This window comes from Vibrio gallicus, from assembly GCF_024346875.1.
GTDB classification, from domain to species: Bacteria; Pseudomonadota; Gammaproteobacteria; order Enterobacterales; family Vibrionaceae; genus Vibrio; species Vibrio gallicus.
Genome location: NZ_AP024871.1, coordinates 780,803 through 804,365, shown reverse-complemented (window position 1 = coordinate 804,365; position 23,563 = coordinate 780,803). Strand labels below are relative to the sequence as shown.

Genomic DNA, 23,563 nt, shown 5'->3' with positions numbered 1-23,563 from the left:
CCTATGCTTAACTGTTAGTAATGAATTGTTTACGGTACTCTTCAATCTGATCGCGCTTGGCGGCGGCCTGCTCAAATTCTAGATTCTGCGCATGCTGATACATCTCATTTTCTAATTCTAGTATCTGTTTTTCGATCTCTTGCGGAGTTAGTGCTTTATATTGTGGCGCATCATCCGCCACTTTTGACAATGGTACAGCTGAAGACTTGCGTTTCGATGCCTGACTTGTCGCAGAGCCGAGCTCCATAATGTCTTTCACATTACGCTTCAATGCTTGCGGTACAATACCGTTTTGTTGGTTGTGTGCCTGCTGCTTTTCACGACGTCTTTCGGTTTCATCCATCGCTCGCTTCATTGAATTAGTGATTCGATCTGCATATAAAATAGCCTTACCTTTGAGGTTACGTGCTGCGCGCCCTATGGTTTGAATCAGGGAGCGTTCTGAACGTAAAAAGCCTTCTTTATCGGCATCTAAGATGGCCACCAAAGAGACCTCTGGCATATCTAGACCTTCTCGAAGTAAGTTAATGCCCACTAACACATCAAACTCACCCAAGCGTAAATCACGGATAATCTCAACTCGTTCCACCGTATCAATATCAGAGTGCAGATAGCGCACCTTCACATCATGCTCGGCAAGATATTCAGTCAAGTCTTCCGCCATACGCTTAGTCAGCGTGGTCACTAGCACTCGCTCTTCATTTTGGCTACGAATACGGATCTCAGATAGCAGGTCATCCACTTGAGTTGCAACAGGTCGAACTTCGAGTTCAGGATCAAGTAAGCCGGTAGGACGCACCACTTGATCAGCGACATCATCCCCTGACATTTCTGTTTCGTAATTACCCGGGGTTGCTGAAACGAAGATAGTTTGCGGGGCAAGCGCCTCAAACTCTTCGAATTTCAAAGGACGGTTGTCCAATGCTGAAGGCAGTCGAAATCCAAACTCCACCAGCGTCTCTTTACGAGAGCGGTCTCCCTTATACATGGCTCCGATTTGCGGAACCGTAACATGGGACTCATCGATGATCAGCAAACCATCATTCGGCAGGTAATCAAATAGTGTCGGTGGCGGCTCCCCTTCACTGCGCCCGCTTAAATGCCGTGAATAGTTCTCGATACCAGAACAGAATCCGAGTTCATTCATCATCTCAAGATCGAACTGGGTGCGCTGACTGATACGTTGCTCTTCCAACAATTTATTATTCTGCAGAAGGTATTCTTTTCGCTCAACCAATTCACTTTTAATTGTTTCAATGGCATCTAAAATCTTTTCTCTGGGTGTTACATAGTGCGTCTTGGGATAAATAGTAAAGCGCGGCAGATCTCGCTGCACAATCGCCCCGGTTAAAGGGTCAAACAAGCTGATACGTTCAATCTCATCATCAAACATCTCAATACGTACAGCATCTTGTTCGGATTCAGCAGGAAATACGTCTATCACCTCACCTCGTACTCGAAATTGTCCTCGTTCGAAGGCAACATCATTTCGCGAATATTGAAGCTCAGCCAGGCGTTGAATTACATCCCGCTGGTTCATGAAATCACCACGCGTAACATGCAGCATCATCTTCAAATAGGATTGAGGGTCCCCTAAACCATAAATTGCAGACACCGAAGCCACAATAATGGCATCCTTGCGTTCAAGTAGCGCCTTGGTCGCCGATAGGCGCATCTGCTCAATGTGTGCGTTTACCGATGAGTCCTTCTCAATGAAGGTATCGGTAGTAGGCACATACGCCTCAGGTTGATAATAATCATAATAAGAGACAAAGTATTCGACTGCGTTATTGGGGAAAAAGGCTTTCATTTCTCCGTACAATTGCGCCGCCAGCGTCTTGTTTGGGGCAAGCAATATCGCTGGACGCTGCGAGGTGGCAATAACATTTGCCAACGTAAACGTCTTACCAGAACCCGTAACTCCAAGCAGTGTCTGATGAGCAAGCCCAGAATCTAACCCATCTAGCAATTTAGTAATCGCTGTAGGCTGATCTCCCGCAGGCTGATAATCCGAAACCAACTCATATAATTTTGTGTTTTTTTCTTCGCTCACAGTTACTTACCCAGTTTAATGCTCTTAATTAATGTCGCTATATCAATTTTATCACGATAAATACTAGCGCTCGATTTTAACATTTGGTATATTTCTCGACCCTGCCGAAGAACCATTGATATTTTCGCAACAATTATACTCACAGCTTTTCCCCAAAAAAACCGATATATAACAGAATTGCAACTTAATTGTTAATTTTGACGGCTTTTTAATAGAGTCAAATGAAGTAATAGTATCTAGTGATAACATCATTATAAACAAGATGTTAAATGATATATAACCTTCGGTTGTTGTTAAAGTAAATTTACTGAACCAATTCTTTCCCAAAACAATCAACACACTTATCCACAAATTCAGTGGATAACTTTCGCGATCCCTTGTCCAGACTGGGATGAGAAATGTCTTTAGAAAAAACTCATTTTTTTTAAGTTTATTCTGTTGACAGAAAATCATCAGATCAGTATTATTCGTCCCGCTTTCGAGCAATTCCCCCTTAGTTCAGTTGGTAGAACGGCGGACTGTTAATCCGTATGTCGCAAGTTCAAGTCTTGCAGGGGGAGCCAAATTCAAAAAAAAACCGCACTTAGAAGTGCGGTTTTTTTTTGGTTCGAAAATAGGAGAGTGGTGTACACCATCGATACGCCCCACTCCCGTCCTCCCCGCGCAGGCGGGGATCTGTAGACACTCGATATCCAATCAAAGTGTACGACTTCAATTAAACCCGAGCGCCCAAAGATGCCGGCCTAAAACACCACCGGCATGACGACGTGGAGAGTGTACACCCTCACTCCCGTCTTCCCCGCGCAGGCGGGGATCTGTAGACACTCAATACCCAACCAAAGTGTACGACCTCAATTAAACCCGAGTACCCAAAGATGCCGGCCTAAAACACCACCGGCATGACGACGTAGTGAATGGTGAATGGAAAGTGAAGAGTGGTGTACATCATCGATACACCGACACACCGATGCGCCCTCACTCCGTCCTCCCCGTGCAGGCGGGGATCTGTAGACACTCAATACCCAACCAAAGTGTACGACCTCAATTAAACCCGAGTACCCAAAGATGCCGGCTTAAAACACCACCGGCATGACGGTGTGGAGAGTGTACGCCCTCACTCCCGTCCTCCTCGCGCAGGCGGGGATCTGTAGACACTCGATACCCAACCACAGTGTATGACTTCAATTAAACCCGAGTACCCAAAGATGCCGGCTTAAAACACCACCGGCATGACGACGTAGTGAATGGTGAATGGAAAGTGAAGAGTGAAGAGTGAAGAATGTAGATTAGTGTGCGCCATCGATACATCGACTCACCGCTACACCGATACGCTCTTCCCCATTACTCCGCATATTCCGGATAATCGATATAACCCACTTCAACCCCACCAAATAGTGAACTAGCGTCAAGCTCGGCTAACGGTAGTTTAAATTCCAAACGCTTGACGAGATCAGGGTTAGATACAAAAGGTCGGCCAAATGCAACGATATCAGCAAGGCCTTGGCTCAAGATTTCATCGGCGCGTTCTATGGTGTAGCGACCCGCAACGATAATCGTATTGCTAAATAGTTCACGCAGCTGGCGTCGGAACTCAAGTGGAATTGTAGGGGCATCATCCCAATCCGCTTCAGATAGGTGAATATACGCCACATTTCTAGCTTGCAGTTCACGTGCGCTTTCAAGGATAGTTGGCACAATATCAGGGCAGTCCATATCTTTAAAGGTGATAAATGGTGCCAAACGTACACCTACTCGCTCAGGACCAATCTCTTTACTTACCGCATCCACAACTTCTAGCAAGAAGCGAATTCTATTTTCACGACTGCCACCGTAGCTATCTGTACGATGATTAGAATTAGTACGTAAAAACTGATCAATCAGATAGCCATTGCCACCGTGAATTTCTATACCGTCAAATCCTGCTGCAACGGCTTTTTTTGCCGCTTGGGCAAAGTCATTGATTACGCGCTGAATATCATCTTCATTCATTTCACGCGGTTTAACGCAGTCAATCATATTGCCTACACCGCTATCGTCAACGATCCAAACCTTAGTATCAACCGGAGCCAACGCTGACGGCCCCATAGGCAGTTCACCATTTTGAAAGCTTGGGTGAGAAACTCGCCCAACATGCCACAACTGGCAAAAGATAGCTGAACCTTGCGCCTTGACTGCACTCGTTACCTTTTTCCACCCTTCAATCTGGGCGTCTGTATACACGCCTGGGGTAAAGGAGTAACCCTGAGAATCATCTGAGATCTGAGTGGCTTCGGTAATGATAAGACCTGCGGTTGCACGTTGTTTATAGTAGGTCGCCATCATGTCATTGGGAATGTTACCCGGCTGTGTTGTACGAGCGCGAGTCATCGGCGCCATAGCAACGCGATTTTGTAAAGCCAACTGTTTGATGCTGGTTTTTTCAAATAATTTGTTCATACCGCTTTCCTCAATGTGAGTGATTTATACTCGATATCGCCTTAGCGTCTACAAATCGAATATTCAATTCACCCATTATATGTAACATTCTTTATTTAATAATTAGGGCATAATTGAATTAACTATTTAGCTGAATCAAACAATCAACGGTGCATATACTCCACCCCTTAGACTTAAGCGGCAGTTATTCGAGCTTCTTTTCCCTCGTTCTGGGCGTACTGGCGCAAATTATCTGTAATCTTGCCAGTCATAAGACCTAGCTTTTTAAAAACTGATTTTTCTGTAATCCATCGAACTCCTAAAAGTTATCCCGATTTCTACGCTTTAGTAAGGAGAAGATGCATATAAACGACTATATTTTCTACAATTGTTATAAATCCCTATGGATGTTGTGTTGTTTAAATCACAACAAAACAGGATAATGTGCAGCTTGATCCGGGTGAGTAAGAAAAGGTATGTCAGAATATTTGCTGTTGTTGGTCGGTACCGTATTGGTTAACAACTTTGTACTAGTTAAATTTTTAGGCTTATGTCCATTTATGGGAGTTTCCAAGAAAGTGGAAACTGCTATTGGCATGAGCTTAGCCACCACTTTCGTACTTACCCTTGCCTCGGTATGTGCCTATCTCGTTGAAACCTACATCCTGCAGCCTTTAGGTATCGCTTACCTAAGAACCATGAGCTTCATACTGGTTATTGCAGTTGTGGTGCAATTCACGGAAATGGTTGTACATAAAACCAGCCCAACGCTGTACCGCCTACTTGGTATTTTTATCCCATTGATCACCACCAACTGCGCTGTGCTAGGGGTCGCGTTACTCAACGTAAATGAAAATCACAGCTTTATTGAATCCATTATTTATGGGTTTGGGGCCGCGGTAGGTTTCTCTTTAGTGCTGATTTTATTTGCCTCAATGCGTGAACGCATTGCAGCGGCCGATGTACCTATGCCGTTTAAAGGGGCTTCAATCGCAATGATCACCGCAGGTTTAATGGCACTCGCATTCATGGGCTTTACGGGGTTGGTTAAAATCTAATGGACACTATTTTTATTGCCATTGCCGCACTTGGTGTATTAGCTGCTTTATTCGGTGGATTACTGGGCTTTGCCTCAATTCGTTTTAAAGTGGGCGCCGACCCGATAGTAGACCAAATCGACGCTATCTTGCCCCAGACCCAATGCGGTCAATGTGGTCATCCTGGCTGTCGACCTTATGCCGAAGCGATTGCAAACGGTGATGCTATCAATAAGTGCCCTCCTGGTGGCCAAGCAACCATAGTAAAACTTGCTGATCTTATGGGGGTTGATGTACCTGATTCAGGTGATGGACCTCAAGACAACATTAAAAAAGTCGCTTTTATTCATGAAGATATGTGTATTGGTTGTACCAAATGCATCCAGGCATGTCCTGTAGATGCGATTGTTGGCGGCACCAAAGCTATCCACACAGTCATCAAAGATCAGTGTACAGGGTGTGACCTTTGCGTTTCACCTTGCCCTACTGACTGTATAGAAATGATACCGGTTGCTATAACCACCAATACCTGGAAATGGCAACTCGATTCGATTCCTGTGGTAAACCTTGATACCACTCAAAGCAATAACGGAAACTCATAGCGAACATGCTGTCATTAATCGAAAAAATTCGCACCGGTCACCTATGGGATTTTCCCGGGGGCATTCATCCACCGGAAAACAAGGCCCAATCCTTAACCAATAAGATTGGTCGCTCTAGTATTGCCGATGAGATCGTTATTCCGATAAAGCAGCATATTGGTAAAGAAGGAAATCTTACCGTCGCTGTTGGGGATAAGGTTCTGAAAGGTCAAGCCCTGACTCAGTATCAATCGAGCTTAAGCTTGCCTGTGCATGCGTCTACATCTGGACAAATCACCGCCATTGAGCCGCGCAGCAGTTGCCATCCTTCCGCCTTGCCAGAAATGGCGATTGTTATCAAGCCTGATATGAAAGATGAATGGGTTGAGCATTGCGGAGTCGAAGACTTTACATCTCTTATGCCAGAACAGTTGACCGATATCATCCGCCAAGCCGGTATATCAGGCATGGGCGGAGCAGGTTTCCCAACTGCGCGTAAACTGCAATCTGGATTTGGGCGTACCGAGATACTGATCATTAACGCCGCTGAATGTGAACCTTATATCACCGCCGATGACAGCTTGATGCGTGAATACGCTAAAGAAGTTATCCAAGGCATTGAAATATTAAAGCATATTCTCAAACCAAAGCTATGCGTTGTCGGAATCGAAGACAACAAGCCGCAAGCTATTGAAGCGCTTAACCAAGCTGCACAATTAAACGATATTGTGATTCGAGTCATCCCGACCAAATACCCATCGGGCGGTGAAAAGCAGCTGATCAAGGTTTTGACCGATAAAGAAGTACCAAATCAGGGCATACCCGCAGATATTGGTATGATGGTACAAAACGTAGGGACTGCGTTTGCAGTTAAACGCGCTATTGTTGATGGCGAACCTATGATTGAACGGGTGGTAACCGTCACAGGGAAAAGCGTTAAATCATCACAAAACCTATGGGTGCCTATAGGCACACCGGTAAGCCATCTATTAAAACAGTCTGATTTTTCAACACCAAAGAACCATTCGGTTATTCTTGGCGGTCCAATGATGGGCTTTACTCTGCCGCATACAGAGATCCCCATCACTAAAACCACAAACTGCGTACTCGCGCCAACCAAGCAAGAGTTGCTGTTTGACCAACATGAGATGGCTTGTATTCGTTGTGGACAGTGTGCTGAAGTCTGCCCCGCCTCTTTATTGCCACAACAAATGTTATGGTATTCCAAAGATAAAGACCTAGATAAGTGCGATGAATACAAGGTTAAAGACTGCATTGAATGTGGCGCTTGTGCTTATGTTTGTCCAAGTAGCATTCCACTGGTGCAGTATTTCCGCCAATCAAAATCAGAAATCCGAATCCGTACAGCTGAAGAGGACGCTTCTGAAAGGTCTAAAGTGCGCTTTGAACAGCGTAAAGCTCGTCTTGAACGCGATAAAAGTGAACGTGACGCGAAATACAAAGCAGCAGCAGATAAGCGTCGCAAAGAGATGCAAGAGTCTGGTGGTGATGATGCAATTGCCGCCGCTATTGCACGCGTAAAAGAAAAGCAAACGGACACCGGTCCAAAACCGGCTGTTGCCGCCGCAATTGCTCGCGCCAAGGCAAAACAAGCAGCAGCCTCTGCCGGTAATGAACCAGACAACAGCGAAATGCGTAAACTGCGCGAACAACGCAAGCAAGAAGCAAGAGCAAAACGCGAACAAGGCTCAGCTGAGACCAAACAAGATGCCGTTGCTGCGGCAGTTGCGCGTGCTAAAGCTAAAAAAGAACAGCAAAATCAAACGCCTGATCCTAAACAAGACGCTGTAGCTGCAGCAGTCGCGCGTGCTAAAGCGCGTAAGGCAGCAACCAAAGACAATCAAGCACCATCACAGCAACAGACTGAGTCAACAGAGCCTAGCAATAAAAGCTCTGCGGTCGCTGCGGCAGTCGCCCGTGCTAAAGCTCGTAAAGCGGCTCTCGAAAAACAGCAGCAACACGATTTAGAATCCACAGATACAGATCCTAAACACACAGCGGTTGCTATCGCAGTCGAGCGCGCCAAAGCGCGTAAAGCGGCTCAACAACAGCAACCAGCAGCGGATACAGCGCCAGCTGATAGCGATCCGAAGAAGGCAGCAGTCACAGCTGCAATCGCACGCGCCAAAGCGCGTAAGGCAGCTCAACAGCAGCCACCAGCACCGGATACAACACCAGCTGATAGTGATACCGATTCCGATCCTAAACAAGCCGCTGTCGCGGCAGCGGTTGCACGTGCTAAAGCTCGTAAAGCGGCGCTTAAAAAGCAGCAACAGCAAGATTTAGAATCTACCGATACTGACTCTAAACAAAGTGCGGTTGCAGTTGCAGTTGCTCGCGCCAAGGAGAAAAAGGCAGCTCAGAAAACATCACAAAGTGACTCAACTGATACTGACCCGAAAAAGGCAGCGGTAGCCGCCGCAGTAGCGCGCGCCAAAGCACGTAAAGCGGCGCAACAAGCAAAAGAACAAGACTCTAAGGAGAACAACTAGTGGCCTTTTTTATCGCCAGTTCACCACACACCCAAAAAAGGCGTTCACTGCCTAACCTAATGCTATGGGTGGCACTATGTGCGTTACCCGGCCTTGCAACGCAAACCTATTTCTTTGGCTTTGGCACCCTGATTCAGGTTGTATTTGCCATTCTGGTCGCGTGGACGTTTGAGTCGCTAATTATGGTATTGCGAAAGCGCCCTCCTATGATGGCGTTACGTGATAACAGTGCCCTACTGACCGCAATCCTATTGGCGCTTGCCATTCCACCATTATCACCATGGTGGATTTTGGTTATTGGTTTATTCTTTGCAATTGTCATTGCCAAACATTTATACGGTGGCATTGGGCAAAACCTATTCAACCCTGCAATGGTTGGCTATGTGGTACTGCTTATCTCCTTCCCAGTACAGATGACCAGTTGGATCACGCCCAATGAGATTTCACCTATTGCAGTTAGCGCTCCTGATGCGCTATCTCTCATATTTAGTGGTTTTAATATCGACGGCCTATCGTTGCAACAGATCCGCACTGGTGTCGACGGCATTACGATGGCAACTCCATTAGACACGGTAAAAATTGGCTTAAGCCAAGGCATGACTCTGTCTGAGATAACCCAAAGTTCAATCTTCTCTGGGTTAGCAGGTCTAGGCTGGGAATGGGTGAACGTTATGTTCCTTGCCGGTGGTTTAGTTATGCTAAAGCTGCGTCTTATTCAATGGTATATCCCAGTTGGCGTACTAGGGGGCGTATTAGTAACAAGCACCCTACTTAACTTGATAATTCCCGGTGCTGTAGCTTCACCTTTATTCCATATTTTGTCAGGCGCGACCATGTTTGGCGCTTTCTTCATCGCAACTGATCCGGTATCGGCAGCGACAACCGTCAAGGGACGCATTATTTTTGGTTCGTTGATTGGAGTGTTAATCGTTCTGATTCGAACTTGGGGCGGGTTTCCCGATGGCGTTGCCTTCGCTGTAATTATATCGAATATGTGCGTGCCGCTTATCGACTACTACACTCAACCTCGAACCTATGGACACAAATAAATGTTAAGAACAATCAGAAAAAATGGACTGGTTTTAGCCTTATTTGCTGTAATTTCCACAGGTATCGTTGCGGTAACTAACCTATTAACTAAAGATACTATTCAGCAGCAAAGAACCGCTCAACTGCAAGGGCTACTTAATCAAGTAGTTCCTAATCAACTGCACGACAATGAGCTTTACTCTAATTGTGTTGCACTTTCCGGGGACGAGGTTGGATCAAAAGAGCCACTACCTATGTATATTGCGACCCAGGCCAATAAACCGGTGGCGGTTGCACTAGAGGCAATAGCACCGGATGGTTATAACGGTTCAATAAAACTGCTTATTGGTGTCGATCTTTACGGTAACGTGCTTGGAGTTCGAGTTTTAGAGCAAAATGAAACCCCCGGCCTAGGTGACAAAATTGACTTGCGTGTCTCGGATTGGATTTTATCTTTTACAAATAAAGTTATCACCCAAGACAATCACGACCTGTGGCATGTGCGTAAAGATGGTGGTCAATTTGACCAATTTACTGGCGCTACAATTACCCCTAGAGCAGTAGTAAAAGCGGTATATAATGCTGGCCTTTACTTCAAGAAAAACCAACAAACCATACTCAACAACTCACCACAATGTGAGGTGCAATAATGTCGGATACCACAACCGAACTTACCCCATCGAAAGAGGCGCTAAAAGCAGAGCACAAAACACTGCTTAAAAACGGACTATGGAGCAATAACCCAGGCTTAGTACAGCTTTTAGGTTTGTGTCCATTGCTGGCCGTTTCCGCTACAGTGACTAACGCAATGGGCTTAGGTATTGCAACGATGACAGTATTGGTCATCACCAATGTCATTATTTCTTTGTTGCGTAACCATGTGCCACAAGAGATCAGATTACCTATCTTTGTCATGATAATTGCCGCGACCGTGACTTGCGTACAACTGGTTATGAATGCTTACGCTTACGGCCTGTATTTATCCCTTGGTATCTTCATTCCGTTAATCGTAACCAACTGCGTGATTATTGGTCGCGCTGAGGCTTACGCATCTAGAAACACCCCACTTTTAGCCGCCGCAGATGGCTTTTGGATGGGCTTAGGCATGACTGCTACTTTGGTTGTACTGGGTGCAATTCGTGAAATCTTAGGCAATGGCACTCTGTTTGATGGTGCTGACCTATTGCTTGGCAGTTGGGCTTCGGTGCTAAGAATTGAGCTGTTTCACGTTGATAGCAATTTCTTATTGGCAATGTTACCGCCTGGCGCCTTTATCGGTGTAGGCTTCTTGATTGCAGCTAAAAACTGGCTTGACCATCATCAAGCACAAAAAGCACCCAAGCCAGAAAAGCAAAAAATAGAACGGGTACGTGTTACCAATAGCTAAGGTCATCAGACGCCAATAACTAATGAATAAAGATAAAAGAAAGATAATTTTAGAACGCCTTCGGGAAAATAACCCGAATCCACAAACTGAGTTAAATTGGAGCTCACCTTTTGAGCTGCTAATTGCAGTTTTACTGTCAGCACAAGCCACAGATGTAAGTGTAAACAAGGCAACTGATAAGTTATATCCAGTAGCCAATACACCCCAAGGGCTACTTGATCTTGGGATAGATGGGTTAAAGAGTTATATCAAAACCATCGGCCTTTTTAACTCTAAAGCTGAAAACACCATTAAAACCTGCCGCATTTTATTAGAGCAACATGGCGGAGAGGTTCCTGAGAGTCGTGAAGCACTGGAAGCCCTACCTGGCGTTGGCAGAAAAACGGCTAATGTGGTACTTAACACTGCATTTGGCTGGCCTACTATCGCAGTAGATACCCACATCTACCGCGTTTCTAATCGCACCAAATTTGCGATGGGAAAAACCGTTGATGACGTTGAGCAAAAGCTATTAAAGGTTGTTCCTAAAGAGTTCAAACTGGACGTGCATCACTGGCTGATCTTACACGGTCGCTATACCTGCATTGCGCGTAAACCAAGATGCGGCAGCTGCATCATTGAAGATTTATGTGAATTCTCTGACAAAGTAGACCTGTAGCAATAACCCTATCTCATAATCGACAAAAAGGTTCTGAATCTATCAGAACCTTTTTCGATTTTATTGGCTAGTCGCGCTTATTAATGGATACTTAACAAGCGACCTCGCTCAATATCTTGCTCAATAACTTCAGGTGATAATACTCCATGACCCTCATGGCCGTGGCTATGCCCGTGATCGTGCCCGTGATGGTCAGAATGGTCAAAGCTTACTTCTCTTGCCTGTGCCAATTTATCTAGATCTAAGTAAGTAGCAGTTAGATCAGAACAAAAATCTTCAGTCCACATTAGACGCGATTGTTCGTCACCCATAATGCTTTCAGCCTTCTGACCTAGTTTATCCATATAGAACATCCCCAGCTCTTCACCCGTCACATCCGCATGGCTAATGAGGTTAGTGAATGCCGGCTCTTGATTTTCATCAGTTAGGTAACCGTTTTTATAACATACGGTTAAACCAATAATGTCGTTGCCAAGTTGCTCTAGTGCTGGGCTGTAATGGTTGTGACTGTGATTGTGCTCATCCGCAACTGCTAATGTTGGAACAGACAATGTACACGCAATAAGTAGGGGCTTGATAAAGTTCTTCATAGGTTTAACCTTACATTTATACAGGTTGACCCTTGAACCTAATGCTCAAGTAGTCATCAAATAGCAAATGAATGAAGCTCCTTCCTCACTCTGATGCCGACTATTTTATGCATCAGTTTACCTAATATAAACAACCTAAAATAGGGTTATTATATTAATAATATTTATGAGTTATGCGTGTCCTATACTCAAACCCCAATACAAAAAGCCAGTAGCATGACTCTACTGGCTTTAAATTACTTACTACAAAGGCTTAATTTACGGTTATCTTTGGCGGTGCAACGGTATACTGCATCGGATGCTCTTGCCACTCCCCCTTAGCTTCTAACGCCTGAGCTAGTGCTTGCGCATCTTTACACACGTTTACGGGTTTACTGTCCGCCCAGTACGCCGGACCGGATGTGTATCCACACATTACTGAGAAATGGTTCGCACCATTCTTAGTGGTGTATTCGGTTTGAATTAACCCACCTTGGCCATGTGTCACCTTTAGCGAACCTTCATCCGCAACGTGCACATCATCATTAGGGTTTGGTTTTACGTATGTAGAATATGTACCGCCATCTGACATGTACTGATTGTCATACATGGTATAGCCTTCTTTTTCTGAAGGTAGCGTCAACTCATAGTTTGGGTCGATTGGCGCTAAGCGCTCCATATTATCTGTAGCACCAGGGTGGTAGTCGTGTGCATTGGACATACCATTGGCGAAAACAGAACCAGAAACAAGAGTTAGGATAGCTGCTGAGATAAGTGATTTTTTCATGCTGTACTCCAAAAATGAGCAAATAGTTCAATTGATGAAAAGTGCTTTTAAAACATATTAGTAAAGCTACTTTTATTTCAGTTAGAGGACATGAATGCACATGTCCTCTTATAGAATGTCCTATTCTTTATCGGTTCCTGAGCCCTCTCCTGGCTGCGTTGGGCGAGTCACTGATTTACGCTCTAGGCCGTGGTGTTCACGAACTCTATCTACGTACTCTTGCTTGCTATTCATGCCTTCTTTCATTGAAGCTGGTACCGCTTCTGTTGGCATTACAATGTCTTTATCTACAGGCCATTCGGTCATAAGTTCAGGCATATAACCTTCTGGGTAGTACAGTTTTGGGTCTATCTCTAAATCACGGATCTCTTGTTCTTGAATGTCTTCACGACGATTCTTAGGCAATGGAATTCTAAATTCTTGACCATCAGCCATATCGAACTGTGGCGCTCTTGCGTTAGGGAAATCAGGTAAGATACCTTCACGAACCCAAGCATTATCTTTGGTCATATTCACCACGATGCCATCTGGCGCACCAAAGTGATATGGCCCCTTCCAGTGATGGCGAACCTCTGCAACTGTTTCTTCGTTTAGGTACGGGTCAAATGTCATATGCGTAGTCATGAACAAGCGAGGTTGTACCTCATTTGCAACGTAACCGGCTGCATAAGCAGGAGTATGGTGCGTATCAACGGTATAACGAGCTAAGAACGGCGGTACCCCCTGAATGATTGACGATACACCAAAGATTTCGGTTTGCAGTTCAGTGATAAACAAATCAGCACCTTTTGCATACTTAAGGTCTAGTTCTGTTGGACGACCGTCACCTGTCCAAACAAATGATAGGACGCGTCCATCATCTTGGGTCCAGTTCAGGCGATAACCAGATGCACCATCTTTAGCATGACTACGACGCCAGTGGATAACTTCAACATTATCTTGGTCATAAATAACCCCACCATCATCTCGGAAATCAAACTCATGTACTACGATGTCGTTGCCAGCTGGGAAAACATCAAACGCATCAGTGTGCCAGTTAAGCATTTGCTGCATGCCTTCCACCATGTGGCGAGTACCGTATTCCGGTGTTGCACCACTTGGGCCATAGATGTTTAACGGTTTTTCCCAACGACCGTTCCAGCCACCAAATTGATAGAGGTAAGGCAGTGAGCCATAGTGATCAACGTGCAAGTGAGTAATAAAGATATGGTCCAGTTCATTTAGCGCAACACCTGCAGCTACATAGTTAGCAATAGAGGCCTCACCCAAATCGAATACAAAATTGGAACCATTGCCCAATTCAACGTAAATGGAGGTATTAGCCTGTCCTGGGCGAATCATTGGTGATGTACCCATAAAGGTTACGCGCATCTCATCAGGTTGAACCTCTTCAGTGCGAGGAAACCAGTTTGCACCAGAGACCATATGGTCTCCATACGGCGCAATACCTTCAAACATCAAGCCTTCTTTCCAGCCGGTGTTTGTTTTTTGACGGTAGTCACCGGTGTTAACACCGCCCATTAATACGGATAACACCTCTTCTTCAGACGAGTACAACTTGCCTTTTGGCTGAGACTCCAAATATTCATCTAACGTCTCACCTTCGTGGTATTCAAAGGTTTGAACATTTTCTAGTTTCGATTGAGTTTGCTTAGTGTTGTATTCCATCATTGGGTCTGCAGCAAACGCCGTTGTTGCAACAATCATAGCTGTGGAGATTACTGATAATTTTGCGAAAGTTCTCATCATTTCACCTATCGGTTTGAGTATTTAGTAAATGAATGAAGTTCCTTCCTCACTCCGATGCAAAGAAGTTTATTCACAAACCGAATTTGTATATATAGAGCAAACTATAGGGAATACATTAATCAAATTAATGTATATAAGAGGGAGATGGCAAACATTACCAGCGCACATATCAGAAATAAAAATGTCTCATTTCTCAACCTTTAGTTTCTCTCATATAGTCTCCTCACTAAGGAAATGTTTGAACGGACTCTTCATTCATTTTGAGAAAACTTATGAAAAAACTAATTATCGCTACAGCTATCGTTTCAGCTTCATTAACCGCTAATGCCTTTGCTGAAGGTGGAAATAAAGAAGCTATAGTATCTGGCGTATCTAATACAATAATCGCTCTCAACGCTGAAAATGAGAATGTGGCTAATTGGTTCAAAGCCGATGTCACGGGTGATAATGAAGCAAAATATGAAGCATCACAGGCTATCGTTGAAGACTTCAAGAACGGTGAGTTTACAGAGCAACAAATAGAAGCAATGAAATCTTACAGCCCAGCCTCTGGTGACGGAGAAAGCTTCGCCTCATATGTTGCACAAGGCGCAGTTCTGGGAATGACTGATGAAGAGTACGCACAAGCACAACAAAACAACCCTGAATTAGCCAATATGTCTAAAGAAGAAGCGGCAAATGCAGCCTATGCTAAAGTCGCTGAAAACAACCCAAACGAAGTTACCAAGCCAGAGAACATTCGAGGCGCACTAGCAAGAGCTGAAGAAATTATCGGCAAGAGTGTCGGTGAACGAGTTCAGGAACGTTCAACGGAACGAAGCTATGACCGTCGAGAACAAGCCTCGGATTCTCTAGCAAATGCATTAGAGCAGCAAGCTATAGGGGAAGAATATCAAGATCGCGTTGATGGTGTTATGGCAGGTTCACATGCGGTTGCCAATGCTCGACCAATGTTAAGCCAAGAAGGCGATACTGCTGTAGGCGTGGGTGTCGGCTATGCTGGCGACACCGGCGCAGTCGCAATTGGCGTAGGTCATTCTTTCAATGAAGATTGGTCTGCATCGGCAACGGTAAACGCAACTACAGGGGACTATGCTGAAGTCTCAGCCGGTGGTGGTGTTCAATATGTATTCTAAAGCCTAGCGAGTGCTATAACTTTGTAAGGCCGTTCTATTATCTGAGTGTTTTTAACACTCAGATTTTTACCATTAGAGCATAAATCAAACTCATTAACCCCCTAGCTAAAATACAAAGGTGGTCATATGCTGCGCATATTAAAATCGATGGGTCAAAGAGGACACAAACTGACGTTTATCAGAACCATTTTGTCCATATTCGGCTTGCAGGGCCCATGAACGATTGAAATTATAGCTTGCGCCTATTAATCCCATCCACTTATCGAGGTTTTCTTGTTCTATCTTATAGTTGATATGATGACCATCCAAACCTTCATAATGTTCGCCATGAATTGTTAAGGTGCTATCGAGATAGCTAACGCCAACATACACGTCAACACTACTTGTACCTTTAAGTGGGATCTGTTTCCCGATGCGTGGCGTTACATTAATAACGAGCTCTTCTGCTCTGGCATTTTTCATGTCAACATAACTGACTGACACAGGTATCGCCAGAAAGTAATCTTTCCAACCTGCCGCAAATGTTGCACCTATGGTGTAGTTCCATCCATCCAAATCGACATCTACTGCTGCATCCCATCCATTGTGACCACTCCACGAATCACAAAAATCAGGCTTTGGTCCCGGTTTTGTACATATTTTACTCCCTGTGATGGCATCACCAATACCATTTGCCACAGAGCCATCTGATGCAAACTCAACGTGAGCCATACCATTAACCTTACCTACAGACGCAAATACGTTCATAAAAGGAAAAACCCAAGCATCGAGCTTCAATTGGGGAGATCTACTATGCGAGTAGTTGTTATCAAAGGTCATGAACTCTATCGGCCGAGTATTTCCACCATTAAAGCCAGCTTCCAGCCCTGTAATGGACATATCTTGTTTAGTTTCTGCATAGAGAAGGCTAACACCAAACGGTAAAGGAAGACTGAAGCCTTGATCAACCACATCCTGTGCAAAAAATGGTAATGGCCTATCCCATCTTGGATTTGACTCATCACCACTTGATACATGGTTGGTAAATTTTGCATTACCTAATCCAGTTTCAGTCAACTCGTCATTAACAGAAACCGACATCATGCGAGCACTACCAACCGCTGAGGCGTTGGACTCAAACACAAGGTAGGTTGGGAGCTCACTATCCTCGAGATAATAGACCTTCTCTTTCTCGATACCGCTGGTACTTAAGTTCCAGTCAGTTCCCCAAGACGGTTCATTGAAACCTTTACTAAACTTTTCAAGGTCTTCAGGGGTATCAATAATTGAAATCATTTTATAGCTACTAAGGCCAAGCCCAGCACCAACATCGTAGCGATGCAGGTTAATATAGGTTGTAGAGTCGTCAATATTGCTATAGACAGCGCCAATACCTGTGCCTCCTCCAACCAATGGCACTTTTACATTAGACATTACACCACTGGCATACCCGTCAGCCTCTTCGATTTGAGTATAAATCTCTGGGTAAACCTCTGCTAACTCTTCTATCAACTGATCCGTTTCGTCATCTATTGATTGACGGATCTCTTCTCTCTCTTCATATGGAATAGAAGAGCTACAAGCGGTCATAGATAAAACAATGCAACTGGTAAAAAGAAAGGGGTTACGCATAGTGTCACAAGCCAATTGGTTATAAGGTGCGTGAATATTATCACTGCAAAAAACCGCAACCCATCACCCCCAGCTATACCATTCATCACTTTTATTTAATTATCAAATGAGATGCCTGCCAAAACAGTACATGCGTATTAAAGCTTAGAAGTTTTGGTAAACGCATTCATATTTTCAATCACTTAACCATCTTATACAGGTTTCTAACTAAGTGGATATTTGAACGGGTTCTGCATCTATTATGAAAATTATAGCCAAGCTAATTGTTGCAACAGCTATCGCTTCTGCTAATTATCAAGACCTGTATTTGACCTTCTTTGGTGTGCAATCTGTAATGTATTCTATGAAAAGGTGTATGATTGAAAACACGCTAAGTTGAGGATTAACATGTTTCGATATATTCAACGCCGTAGAATTAAGAAGGTCATTAAGGTGCTGTCACCCATATTAGTCAAAGGTTATGGCAGACGAGATTACTTCACTATCGGGCAAATACAGGCAAATACACAACAGCTATCTAAACGTCAGCAGCAGATCTCACTGGCACTGTTTGCTGACCCTCAACAGCTAGATTTGGAAAATACCCCTTCTCTTGCTCAAATACGCGGCGATATATCCTACGATTTCTTTTTGGCCAATGAGTATAATGCGCGTGACGTTCTTAATTTATTAGGCAAAGGAAAGTGGAAAGGTGGTCGCATGGATGATGATATGTCACACCGAATGGGAATGAATAGCCGCTATTAATAGTGGTGATTGGGTAAAGCCTTCATTAACGTTACTTACCTAATACCCACCACATTAACCAACAAAGAGTTGAATTTGCTAACTCTGTTCGTGTTTTCCCTTCATAATGCAATATAAGTGCACTCAACAGACTATCTGAGTGTCATAAAATAGGACGACCAAACAATGAACTATATGAGCTTGCATTTAGATGCCACAGCCCAATCAATCGTAGGTGATTTACTCGATGGATTGGAATGTGATAATGGTTGGTTCAAAATGATTACCCGATATGCTGCGCAAATTGATTCTAAACTGAAACAAAGTGGTTATGTAGGTACAGTGACATGGTTTAGTGAAGCGGACTTCATTGAGCATGAAATTGAGTACCTATGAGACCGGATTTTTTATTACAATCTAAATGCCTAAATCCTGTTGTTTAGGCCATTTTTAGCGATCATCAAGCCAATTTAAGCAATATTTTTACACTAAGGAAATCACATGTCTCAAGGCCGCGTTTTACACACCATGATCCGTGTTGGGGATCTGGACAAGTCTATCGAATTCTATACCAAGGTTATGGGGATGGAACTGCTTCGTAAGCACGACAACGAAGCCTACAAATATACGCTAGCGTTTGTTGGATTCGGCGATGAATCTCATGGTGCCGTTATCGAACTTACCTACAACTGGGGCACGACTGAGTATGATCTTGGCAGTGGCTATGGCCATGTCGCTATCGGGTACGATGATATCTACGCAACCTGCGATGCTATCAAAGCCGCAGGGGGGAATGTGACTCGTGAACCAGGACCAGTACAAGGTGGTAGTACCCACATCGCCTTTGTTAAAGACCCTGATGGCTATAAGATAGAGCTAATCCAACGCGCCGATGCGACCGCTGGGCTACAAGGTTAGTCAAAACTAGCTATATAAAAACAAGGTCACATGCCAGCATGTGACCTTTCTTTTGTTTCACTGTTTAGAAATACACTTAAATCTGCAATAATGCCCGCCCTAACTTCGCCAATAATTGTGTTATGACTGTAGAAAATGAAGCTTTGACGCTAAAAGATCGCTTTAGAGGATATTTCCCTGTAGTTATCGATGTTGAAACCGCTGGGTTCAATGCCTCAACCGATGCGTTGCTTGAGATTTGCGCCATAACTCTGGCTATGGATGAAAATGGTGATCTTCATCCTGCCACGACTTTGCATTTCCATGTAGAGCCTTTCGAAGGCGCCAATCTAGAAAAAGAAGCCCTAGACTTCTTAGGTATGCGTGACCCTTTTAGCCCGTTGCGTGGTGCAATTCCTGAATCTGAAGCGTTAAAAGAAATCTATAAAGTTGTGCGCAAAGAACAAAAAAATGCGGGATGTAATCGAGCGATTATCGTGGCTCACAACGCGGCATTTGACCATGGCTTTGTATCTAAGGCTAATGAACGTTGTAAATTAAAGCGCGTGCCATTTCATCCCTTCGCAACCTTTGATACCGCAACCCTAAGTGGGCTTGCTTTTGGCCAAACTGTTTTGGCTAAAGCCTGCAAAACAGCGGGTATTGAGTTTGATAATAAAGAGGCTCATTCAGCACTCTACGATACTCAAAAAACCACAGAACTGTTCTGTACGATAGTCAACAAATGGAAAGCACTAGGTGGCTGGCCATTAATAGACTCAAACCAAGAATAAACCACATCTGCTAGAGAAAATTTTATGAACCCCGTAGTTATATCCGTATGCATCATGCTGATACTGGCCTTGATGCGTGTCAACGTAGTGGTCGCCCTAACCTTCAGTGCCATTATTGGTGGCCTTACATCTGGTATGAGCGTAAGCGACACTGTTGCCGCCTTTGAAGGTGGTTTGGGTGGCGGAGCTACAATTGCCCTTAGCTACGCTATGCTAGGTACCTTTGCTGTCGCAATCTCTAAATCAGGAATAACCGATTTACTAGCACAAACCGTCATTAAACGTATTAATGGGCGCAACAATGACAGTGCTGCAACTGGGCTTAAATACCTAGTATTAGTTGCACTAGTATTGATTACTATGTCTTCACAAAACGTGATTCCGGTGCATATTGCGTTTATCCCAATTCTAATTCCGCCTTTGCTAGTAGTATTTTCTAAGCTCAAGCTCGACCGTAGAATGATTGCTTGTGTACTCACCTTTGGCCTAGTAACGCCGTATATGGTTTTACCAATTGGGTTTGGTGGGATTTTCCTAAATAATATCTTGCTAAAAAATCTAACCGACAACGGTTTACAAAATATCTCAGCTGCTGATGTGCCAGTGGCAATGCTATTACCCGCTACCGGTATGCTATGTGGTCTATTAACGGCTATTTTCATCAGCTATCGTAAGCCACGCGAGTATAAGCTAACGGATATGAGCCCGATTAGTTCAGACGCTACTCCGGTCAATAAGAAAAACATTCTTATTGCCGTATTAGGCATTTTAGCTGCACTTTCTGTTCAGTTGTATACAGGTTCCATGATCATTGGTGCTCTCGATGGTTTTATGGTGTTTACCTTCGGTGGGGTTATAGCCTGGAAAGAGACCCATGATGTGTTTACTCAGGGTGTACACATGATGGCAATGATTGGCTTTATTATGATTGCAGCGGCCGGTTTTGCCGCGGTAATGAAAGCAAGTGGTGGCGTTGAAAGCTTAGTTGAAGCACTGTCTACTTCAATTGGCGACAACAAAGCCTTAGCGGCATTACTCATGCTCATTGTTGGGTTACTTGTCACCATGGGTATTGGCTCGTCTTTCTCTACAATCCCTATCATTGCAACCATCTATGTGCCTCTCGCGCTCGCTTTCGGGTTTTCACCAATGGCCACTATCGCCTTAGTTGGAACAGCGGCGGCGCTTGGTGACGCGGGGTCTCCGGCTTCAGATTCAACCTTAGGCCCAACATCTGGCTTGAATGCCGACGGTCAACATGAACATATCTGGCAAACCGTCGTTCCAACCTTTATCCATTATAATATTCCCTTAATTATATTCGGTTGGATTGCAGCTATGGTGCTGTAAAGCATTGATAAACAACATCTTAAATATGTATTTTGAACAAAAAAAAGGCTTCCTTATGGAAGCCTTTTTCGTATCTAATAACAGCGATTACTCGCTAGCAGCATCACGTTCAGCGGCTTGCTTAACAAGAGGTTGTAGCTCACCTTTTTGAAACATTTCTAGAATAATGTCACACCCGCCAACTAGCTCACCTTCAACCCAAAGTTGTGGGAAGGTAGGCCATTGAGCGTAAGCAGGAAGCTCAGCACGAATGTCTGGGTTTTGCAGAATATCAACATAAGCAAACTTTTCGCCACATGCCATCAATGCTTGAGACGCTTGAGAAGAGAAACCACAACTTGGTAGTTTAGGTGAACCTTTCATATATAAAAGAATAGAATTTTGTTCAATCTGCTGTTTGATTTTATCTAGGGTTTCCATAGCGATCCTCTGATCCTGTACGACTGTTAGTGGTATTCTACCGAACTAGGTAAGAATAAAAACCATATTATATCTGTGGTTATTGTTGCACAAATGAACAATAACTCATTCATTTCCGCACACTTCGTTACCAATTATTATAAATTTGTTGCCCACACTTTTATTAGTTATAAAAGTTGATAGAATGCAGACGAAATCAAAAAAATATTGTTATGTATATTCGTGATTACTACTCACTGGCACAGTAAGATGCCAAATAACAATACATATTAATTGGAAGCTCAGGGCGCTATCGCCCTAAACTAACGGAGAACCGATAAAATGGCATTTGAACTACCCGCTCTTCCTTTCGCAAAAGATGCACTAGAACCACATATCTCTGCTGAAACTCTAGATTTTCACCACGGCAAACACCACAACACTTACGTGGTTAAGCTAAATGGCCTGATCCCAGGTACTGAGTTTGAAGGCAAAACCCTTGAAGAGATCGTAAAAACTTCTTCAGGTGGCGTATTTAACAACGCAGCACAAATCTGGAACCACACTTTCTACTGGAACTGTCTAGCACCAAACGCTGGCGGTGAACCAACTGGTGCAGTTGCGCAAGCTATTACAGCTGCATTTGGCTCTTTCGAAGAGTTCAAAGCGAAATTTACTGATTCAGCTATCAACAACTTCGGTTCATCTTGGACTTGGCTTGTTAAAAAAGCAGACGGTTCATTGGATATCGTAAACACTTCAAATGCAGCAACGCCGCTAACTGAAGAAGGTGTAACGCCACTACTAACCGTTGACCTGTGGGAACATGCGTACTACATCGATTACCGTAACGTTCGTCCAGAGTACATGAATGGCTTCTGGGCTCTAGTTAACTGGGACTTTGTTGCACAAAACCTAGCTAAATAGCCTATTGAGTTACTGAATAAAGCCGCTTGATGCGGCTTTTTTTACATCCAAATTTCAGGCTAATAATGTACGCGCTCTCAAATATTTGTGACCCACAACCAAATTAATATAATTGCCTTTCACAAACGCCACCTGTTCACTTTTTATTCACTATATTCATTTATATAACAATTATTAATTATGGTTTAGGTTCAGGAATAAAAGATGGTTATTAATGGGTCAGTCATCCTTATCACGTCTGCAGGTACTATCCTTGGCAGAAATCTCACGCAATATTTTGCAAGCTTAGGTGCAAAAATTGTCGTAACAGATTGTGATAAACAACAATTACAACAAACATATGCTGAATGCCTTGAAGCTGGACGTGACGTCTATCCATATTTTATTAAAGACTACTCCCAGCACTCTGTTGACCAGCTTTTTAACTTCATTGAAACCCAGTTTGAGCAAAGCATCGATATACTAATAAACAATTGGTTAAATCGCCCTTTACCTACCTTAACCAGTTCAGCATCTGGAGAGGAATTCGGTTCTCAGTTTTCTCATCTTGCCCAATCGATGTATAGCTTTGGTCACTCCTGCGCTAACCAAATGTGTAAGCACCATAAGCACGGGGTTATCGTCAACCTACTTACCAACGAGTGTCTGGACAAAATATTAGGCACAGAAAGCGCCAGCTCTATGGTCGACGGGATGACCAAAAGCTGGGCAAAAGAGTTACAACCATTTGATATCCGAGTTGGTGGTATTCTGCCAACAATTCATCATGATGCACACGATGACTATCTCAGCAACTTTGCAAAACTCAGTGACGAACTGGTTCGAAATGCCGAATATATTATAGAAAATGACTCTTTCCACGGCAGGGTTATGTCTTGTTAACTACTACTCTCTATGCTTAATACGAATAAAAAAATCCCAGCTCAAGGCTGGGATTTTTGATTC

General features: G+C 43.9%; 22 protein-coding genes and 1 tRNA gene. 16 read left to right on the top strand and 7 right to left on the bottom strand.

Going from position 1 to position 23,563, the window contains the following annotated elements:
* Positions 1–7 precede the first annotated feature (7 nt).
* The gene (uvrB, locus tag OCU28_RS03770) at positions 8–2,053 is read right to left on the bottom strand and encodes an excinuclease ABC subunit UvrB (protein WP_261817009.1); all 2,046 of its coding nucleotides are present in this window, start codon (positions 2,051–2,053) and stop codon (positions 8–10) included.
* 487 nt (positions 2,054–2,540) lie between these two features.
* On the opposite strand from uvrB, the gene OCU28_RS03765 reads away from it, so the two are divergent.
* Positions 2,541–2,616: transfer RNA gene (locus OCU28_RS03765), tRNA-Asn, on the top strand.
* A gap of 778 nt (positions 2,617–3,394) precedes the next feature.
* On the opposite strand, the gene OCU28_RS03760 is transcribed toward OCU28_RS03765, so the two are convergent.
* The gene (locus OCU28_RS03760; protein WP_261817008.1) at positions 3,395–4,489 is read right to left on the bottom strand and encodes an alkene reductase; all 1,095 of its coding nucleotides are present in this window, start codon (positions 4,487–4,489) and stop codon (positions 3,395–3,397) included.
* A 455-nt stretch (positions 4,490–4,944) separates the two neighbouring features.
* On the opposite strand from OCU28_RS03760, the gene rsxA reads away from it, so the two are divergent.
* Genes rsxA through nth form a run of 7 tightly spaced genes read left to right on the top strand, consistent with a single transcriptional unit; the run spans position 4,945 to position 11,673 of the window.
* On the top strand, positions 4,945–5,526 hold the full coding sequence (gene rsxA / locus OCU28_RS03755; RefSeq protein WP_261817007.1) for an electron transport complex subunit RsxA: 582 nt from the start codon (positions 4,945–4,947) through the stop codon (positions 5,524–5,526).
* The gene (rsxB, locus tag OCU28_RS03750) at positions 5,526–6,107 is read left to right on the top strand and encodes an electron transport complex subunit RsxB (protein WP_261817006.1); all 582 of its coding nucleotides are present in this window, start codon (positions 5,526–5,528) and stop codon (positions 6,105–6,107) included. The genes rsxA and rsxB overlap by 1 nt, the downstream gene beginning before the upstream one ends.
* A 5-nt stretch (positions 6,108–6,112) precedes the next feature.
* A complete protein-coding gene (gene rsxC / locus OCU28_RS03745; protein ID WP_261817005.1) occupies positions 6,113–8,599 on the top strand; it encodes an electron transport complex subunit RsxC in 2,487 nt (828 codons plus the stop codon).
* Entirely contained in the window at positions 8,599–9,648 is a 1,050-nt protein-coding gene (rsxD, locus tag OCU28_RS03740) for an electron transport complex subunit RsxD (protein WP_261817004.1), read from the top strand. The genes rsxC and rsxD overlap by 1 nt, the downstream gene beginning before the upstream one ends.
* Positions 9,649–10,278 (top strand): electron transport complex subunit RsxG, encoded by a 630-nt coding sequence (rsxG, locus tag OCU28_RS03735; protein ID WP_261817003.1) that lies wholly within the window; start codon positions 9,649–9,651, stop codon positions 10,276–10,278.
* Positions 10,278–11,015: an electron transport complex subunit E gene (locus OCU28_RS03730; protein ID WP_261817002.1), complete on the top strand. Its 738-nt coding sequence runs from the start codon at positions 10,278–10,280 to the stop codon at positions 11,013–11,015. Before rsxG ends, OCU28_RS03730 begins: the two co-directional genes overlap by 1 nt.
* A gap of 22 nt (positions 11,016–11,037) precedes the next feature.
* Positions 11,038–11,673 carry an endonuclease III gene (nth, locus tag OCU28_RS03725; protein WP_261817001.1) on the top strand — a complete coding sequence of 212 codons (636 nt, stop codon included), beginning with the start codon at positions 11,038–11,040 and terminating at the stop codon, positions 11,671–11,673.
* A gap of 80 nt (positions 11,674–11,753) precedes the next feature.
* Here nth and OCU28_RS03720 read toward each other — a convergent pair whose 3' ends face one another.
* From OCU28_RS03720 to gntH, 3 genes are all read right to left on the bottom strand, one after another.
* Positions 11,754–12,263 (bottom strand): hypothetical protein, encoded by a 510-nt coding sequence (locus OCU28_RS03720; RefSeq protein WP_261817000.1) that lies wholly within the window; start codon positions 12,261–12,263, stop codon positions 11,754–11,756.
* 253 nt (positions 12,264–12,516) lie between these two features.
* Positions 12,517–13,029 (bottom strand): hypothetical protein, encoded by a 513-nt coding sequence (locus OCU28_RS03715; RefSeq protein ID WP_261816999.1) that lies wholly within the window; start codon positions 13,027–13,029, stop codon positions 12,517–12,519.
* Between the two features lie 120 nt (positions 13,030–13,149).
* Positions 13,150–14,775, bottom strand: coding sequence for a guanitoxin biosynthesis MBL fold metallo-hydrolase GntH (gene gntH / locus OCU28_RS03710; RefSeq protein ID WP_315972400.1), 1,626 nt, complete (start codon positions 14,773–14,775; stop codon positions 13,150–13,152).
* A gap of 275 nt (positions 14,776–15,050) precedes the next feature.
* On the opposite strand from gntH, the gene OCU28_RS03705 reads away from it, so the two are divergent.
* Positions 15,051–15,914, top strand: a complete 864-nt coding sequence (locus tag OCU28_RS03705) for a YadA C-terminal domain-containing protein (protein ID WP_261816997.1) — start codon at positions 15,051–15,053, stop codon at positions 15,912–15,914.
* A 138-nt stretch (positions 15,915–16,052) separates the two neighbouring features.
* On the opposite strand, the gene OCU28_RS03700 is transcribed toward OCU28_RS03705, so the two are convergent.
* Complete coding sequence (locus OCU28_RS03700; protein ID WP_261816996.1) at positions 16,053–17,483, bottom strand: lipid-binding SYLF domain-containing protein; 1,431 nt, start codon at positions 17,481–17,483, stop codon at positions 16,053–16,055.
* A gap of 429 nt (positions 17,484–17,912) precedes the next feature.
* Here OCU28_RS03700 and OCU28_RS03695 point away from each other — a divergent pair, with 429 nt between their 5' ends.
* The 5 genes from OCU28_RS03695 to OCU28_RS03675 all read left to right on the top strand — a co-directional run bounded on the left by OCU28_RS03695 (position 17,913) and on the right by OCU28_RS03675 (position 21,292).
* The gene (locus OCU28_RS03695; RefSeq protein WP_261816995.1) at positions 17,913–18,272 is read left to right on the top strand and encodes a DUF6559 family protein; all 360 of its coding nucleotides are present in this window, start codon (positions 17,913–17,915) and stop codon (positions 18,270–18,272) included.
* A gap of 165 nt (positions 18,273–18,437) precedes the next feature.
* Positions 18,438–18,647 (top strand): hypothetical protein, encoded by a 210-nt coding sequence (locus OCU28_RS03690; protein ID WP_261816994.1) that lies wholly within the window; start codon positions 18,438–18,440, stop codon positions 18,645–18,647.
* A 105-nt stretch (positions 18,648–18,752) separates the two neighbouring features.
* Positions 18,753–19,169, top strand: coding sequence for a lactoylglutathione lyase (gloA, locus tag OCU28_RS03685; protein ID WP_261816993.1), 417 nt, complete (start codon positions 18,753–18,755; stop codon positions 19,167–19,169).
* Between the two features lie 122 nt (positions 19,170–19,291).
* Positions 19,292–19,942 carry a ribonuclease T gene (gene rnt / locus OCU28_RS03680; RefSeq protein ID WP_261816992.1) on the top strand — a complete coding sequence of 217 codons (651 nt, stop codon included), beginning with the start codon at positions 19,292–19,294 and terminating at the stop codon, positions 19,940–19,942.
* A gap of 24 nt (positions 19,943–19,966) precedes the next feature.
* A complete protein-coding gene (locus tag OCU28_RS03675; RefSeq protein WP_261816991.1) occupies positions 19,967–21,292 on the top strand; it encodes a Na+/H+ antiporter family protein in 1,326 nt (441 codons plus the stop codon).
* Between the two features lie 87 nt (positions 21,293–21,379).
* Here the strand turns inward: OCU28_RS03675 and grxD are convergent, their stop codons facing one another.
* Positions 21,380–21,712: a Grx4 family monothiol glutaredoxin gene (gene grxD, locus OCU28_RS03670; protein WP_261816990.1), complete on the bottom strand. Its 333-nt coding sequence runs from the start codon at positions 21,710–21,712 to the stop codon at positions 21,380–21,382.
* A 321-nt stretch (positions 21,713–22,033) separates the two neighbouring features.
* Here grxD and sodB point away from each other — a divergent pair, with 321 nt between their 5' ends.
* Together sodB and OCU28_RS03660 are read left to right on the top strand one after the other, a co-directional pair.
* Positions 22,034–22,618 (top strand): superoxide dismutase [Fe], encoded by a 585-nt coding sequence (sodB, locus tag OCU28_RS03665; RefSeq protein ID WP_261816989.1) that lies wholly within the window; start codon positions 22,034–22,036, stop codon positions 22,616–22,618.
* Between the two features lie 204 nt (positions 22,619–22,822).
* Entirely contained in the window at positions 22,823–23,500 is a 678-nt protein-coding gene (locus tag OCU28_RS03660; RefSeq protein ID WP_261816988.1) for an SDR family oxidoreductase, read from the top strand.
* Positions 23,501–23,563 lie beyond the last annotated feature (63 nt).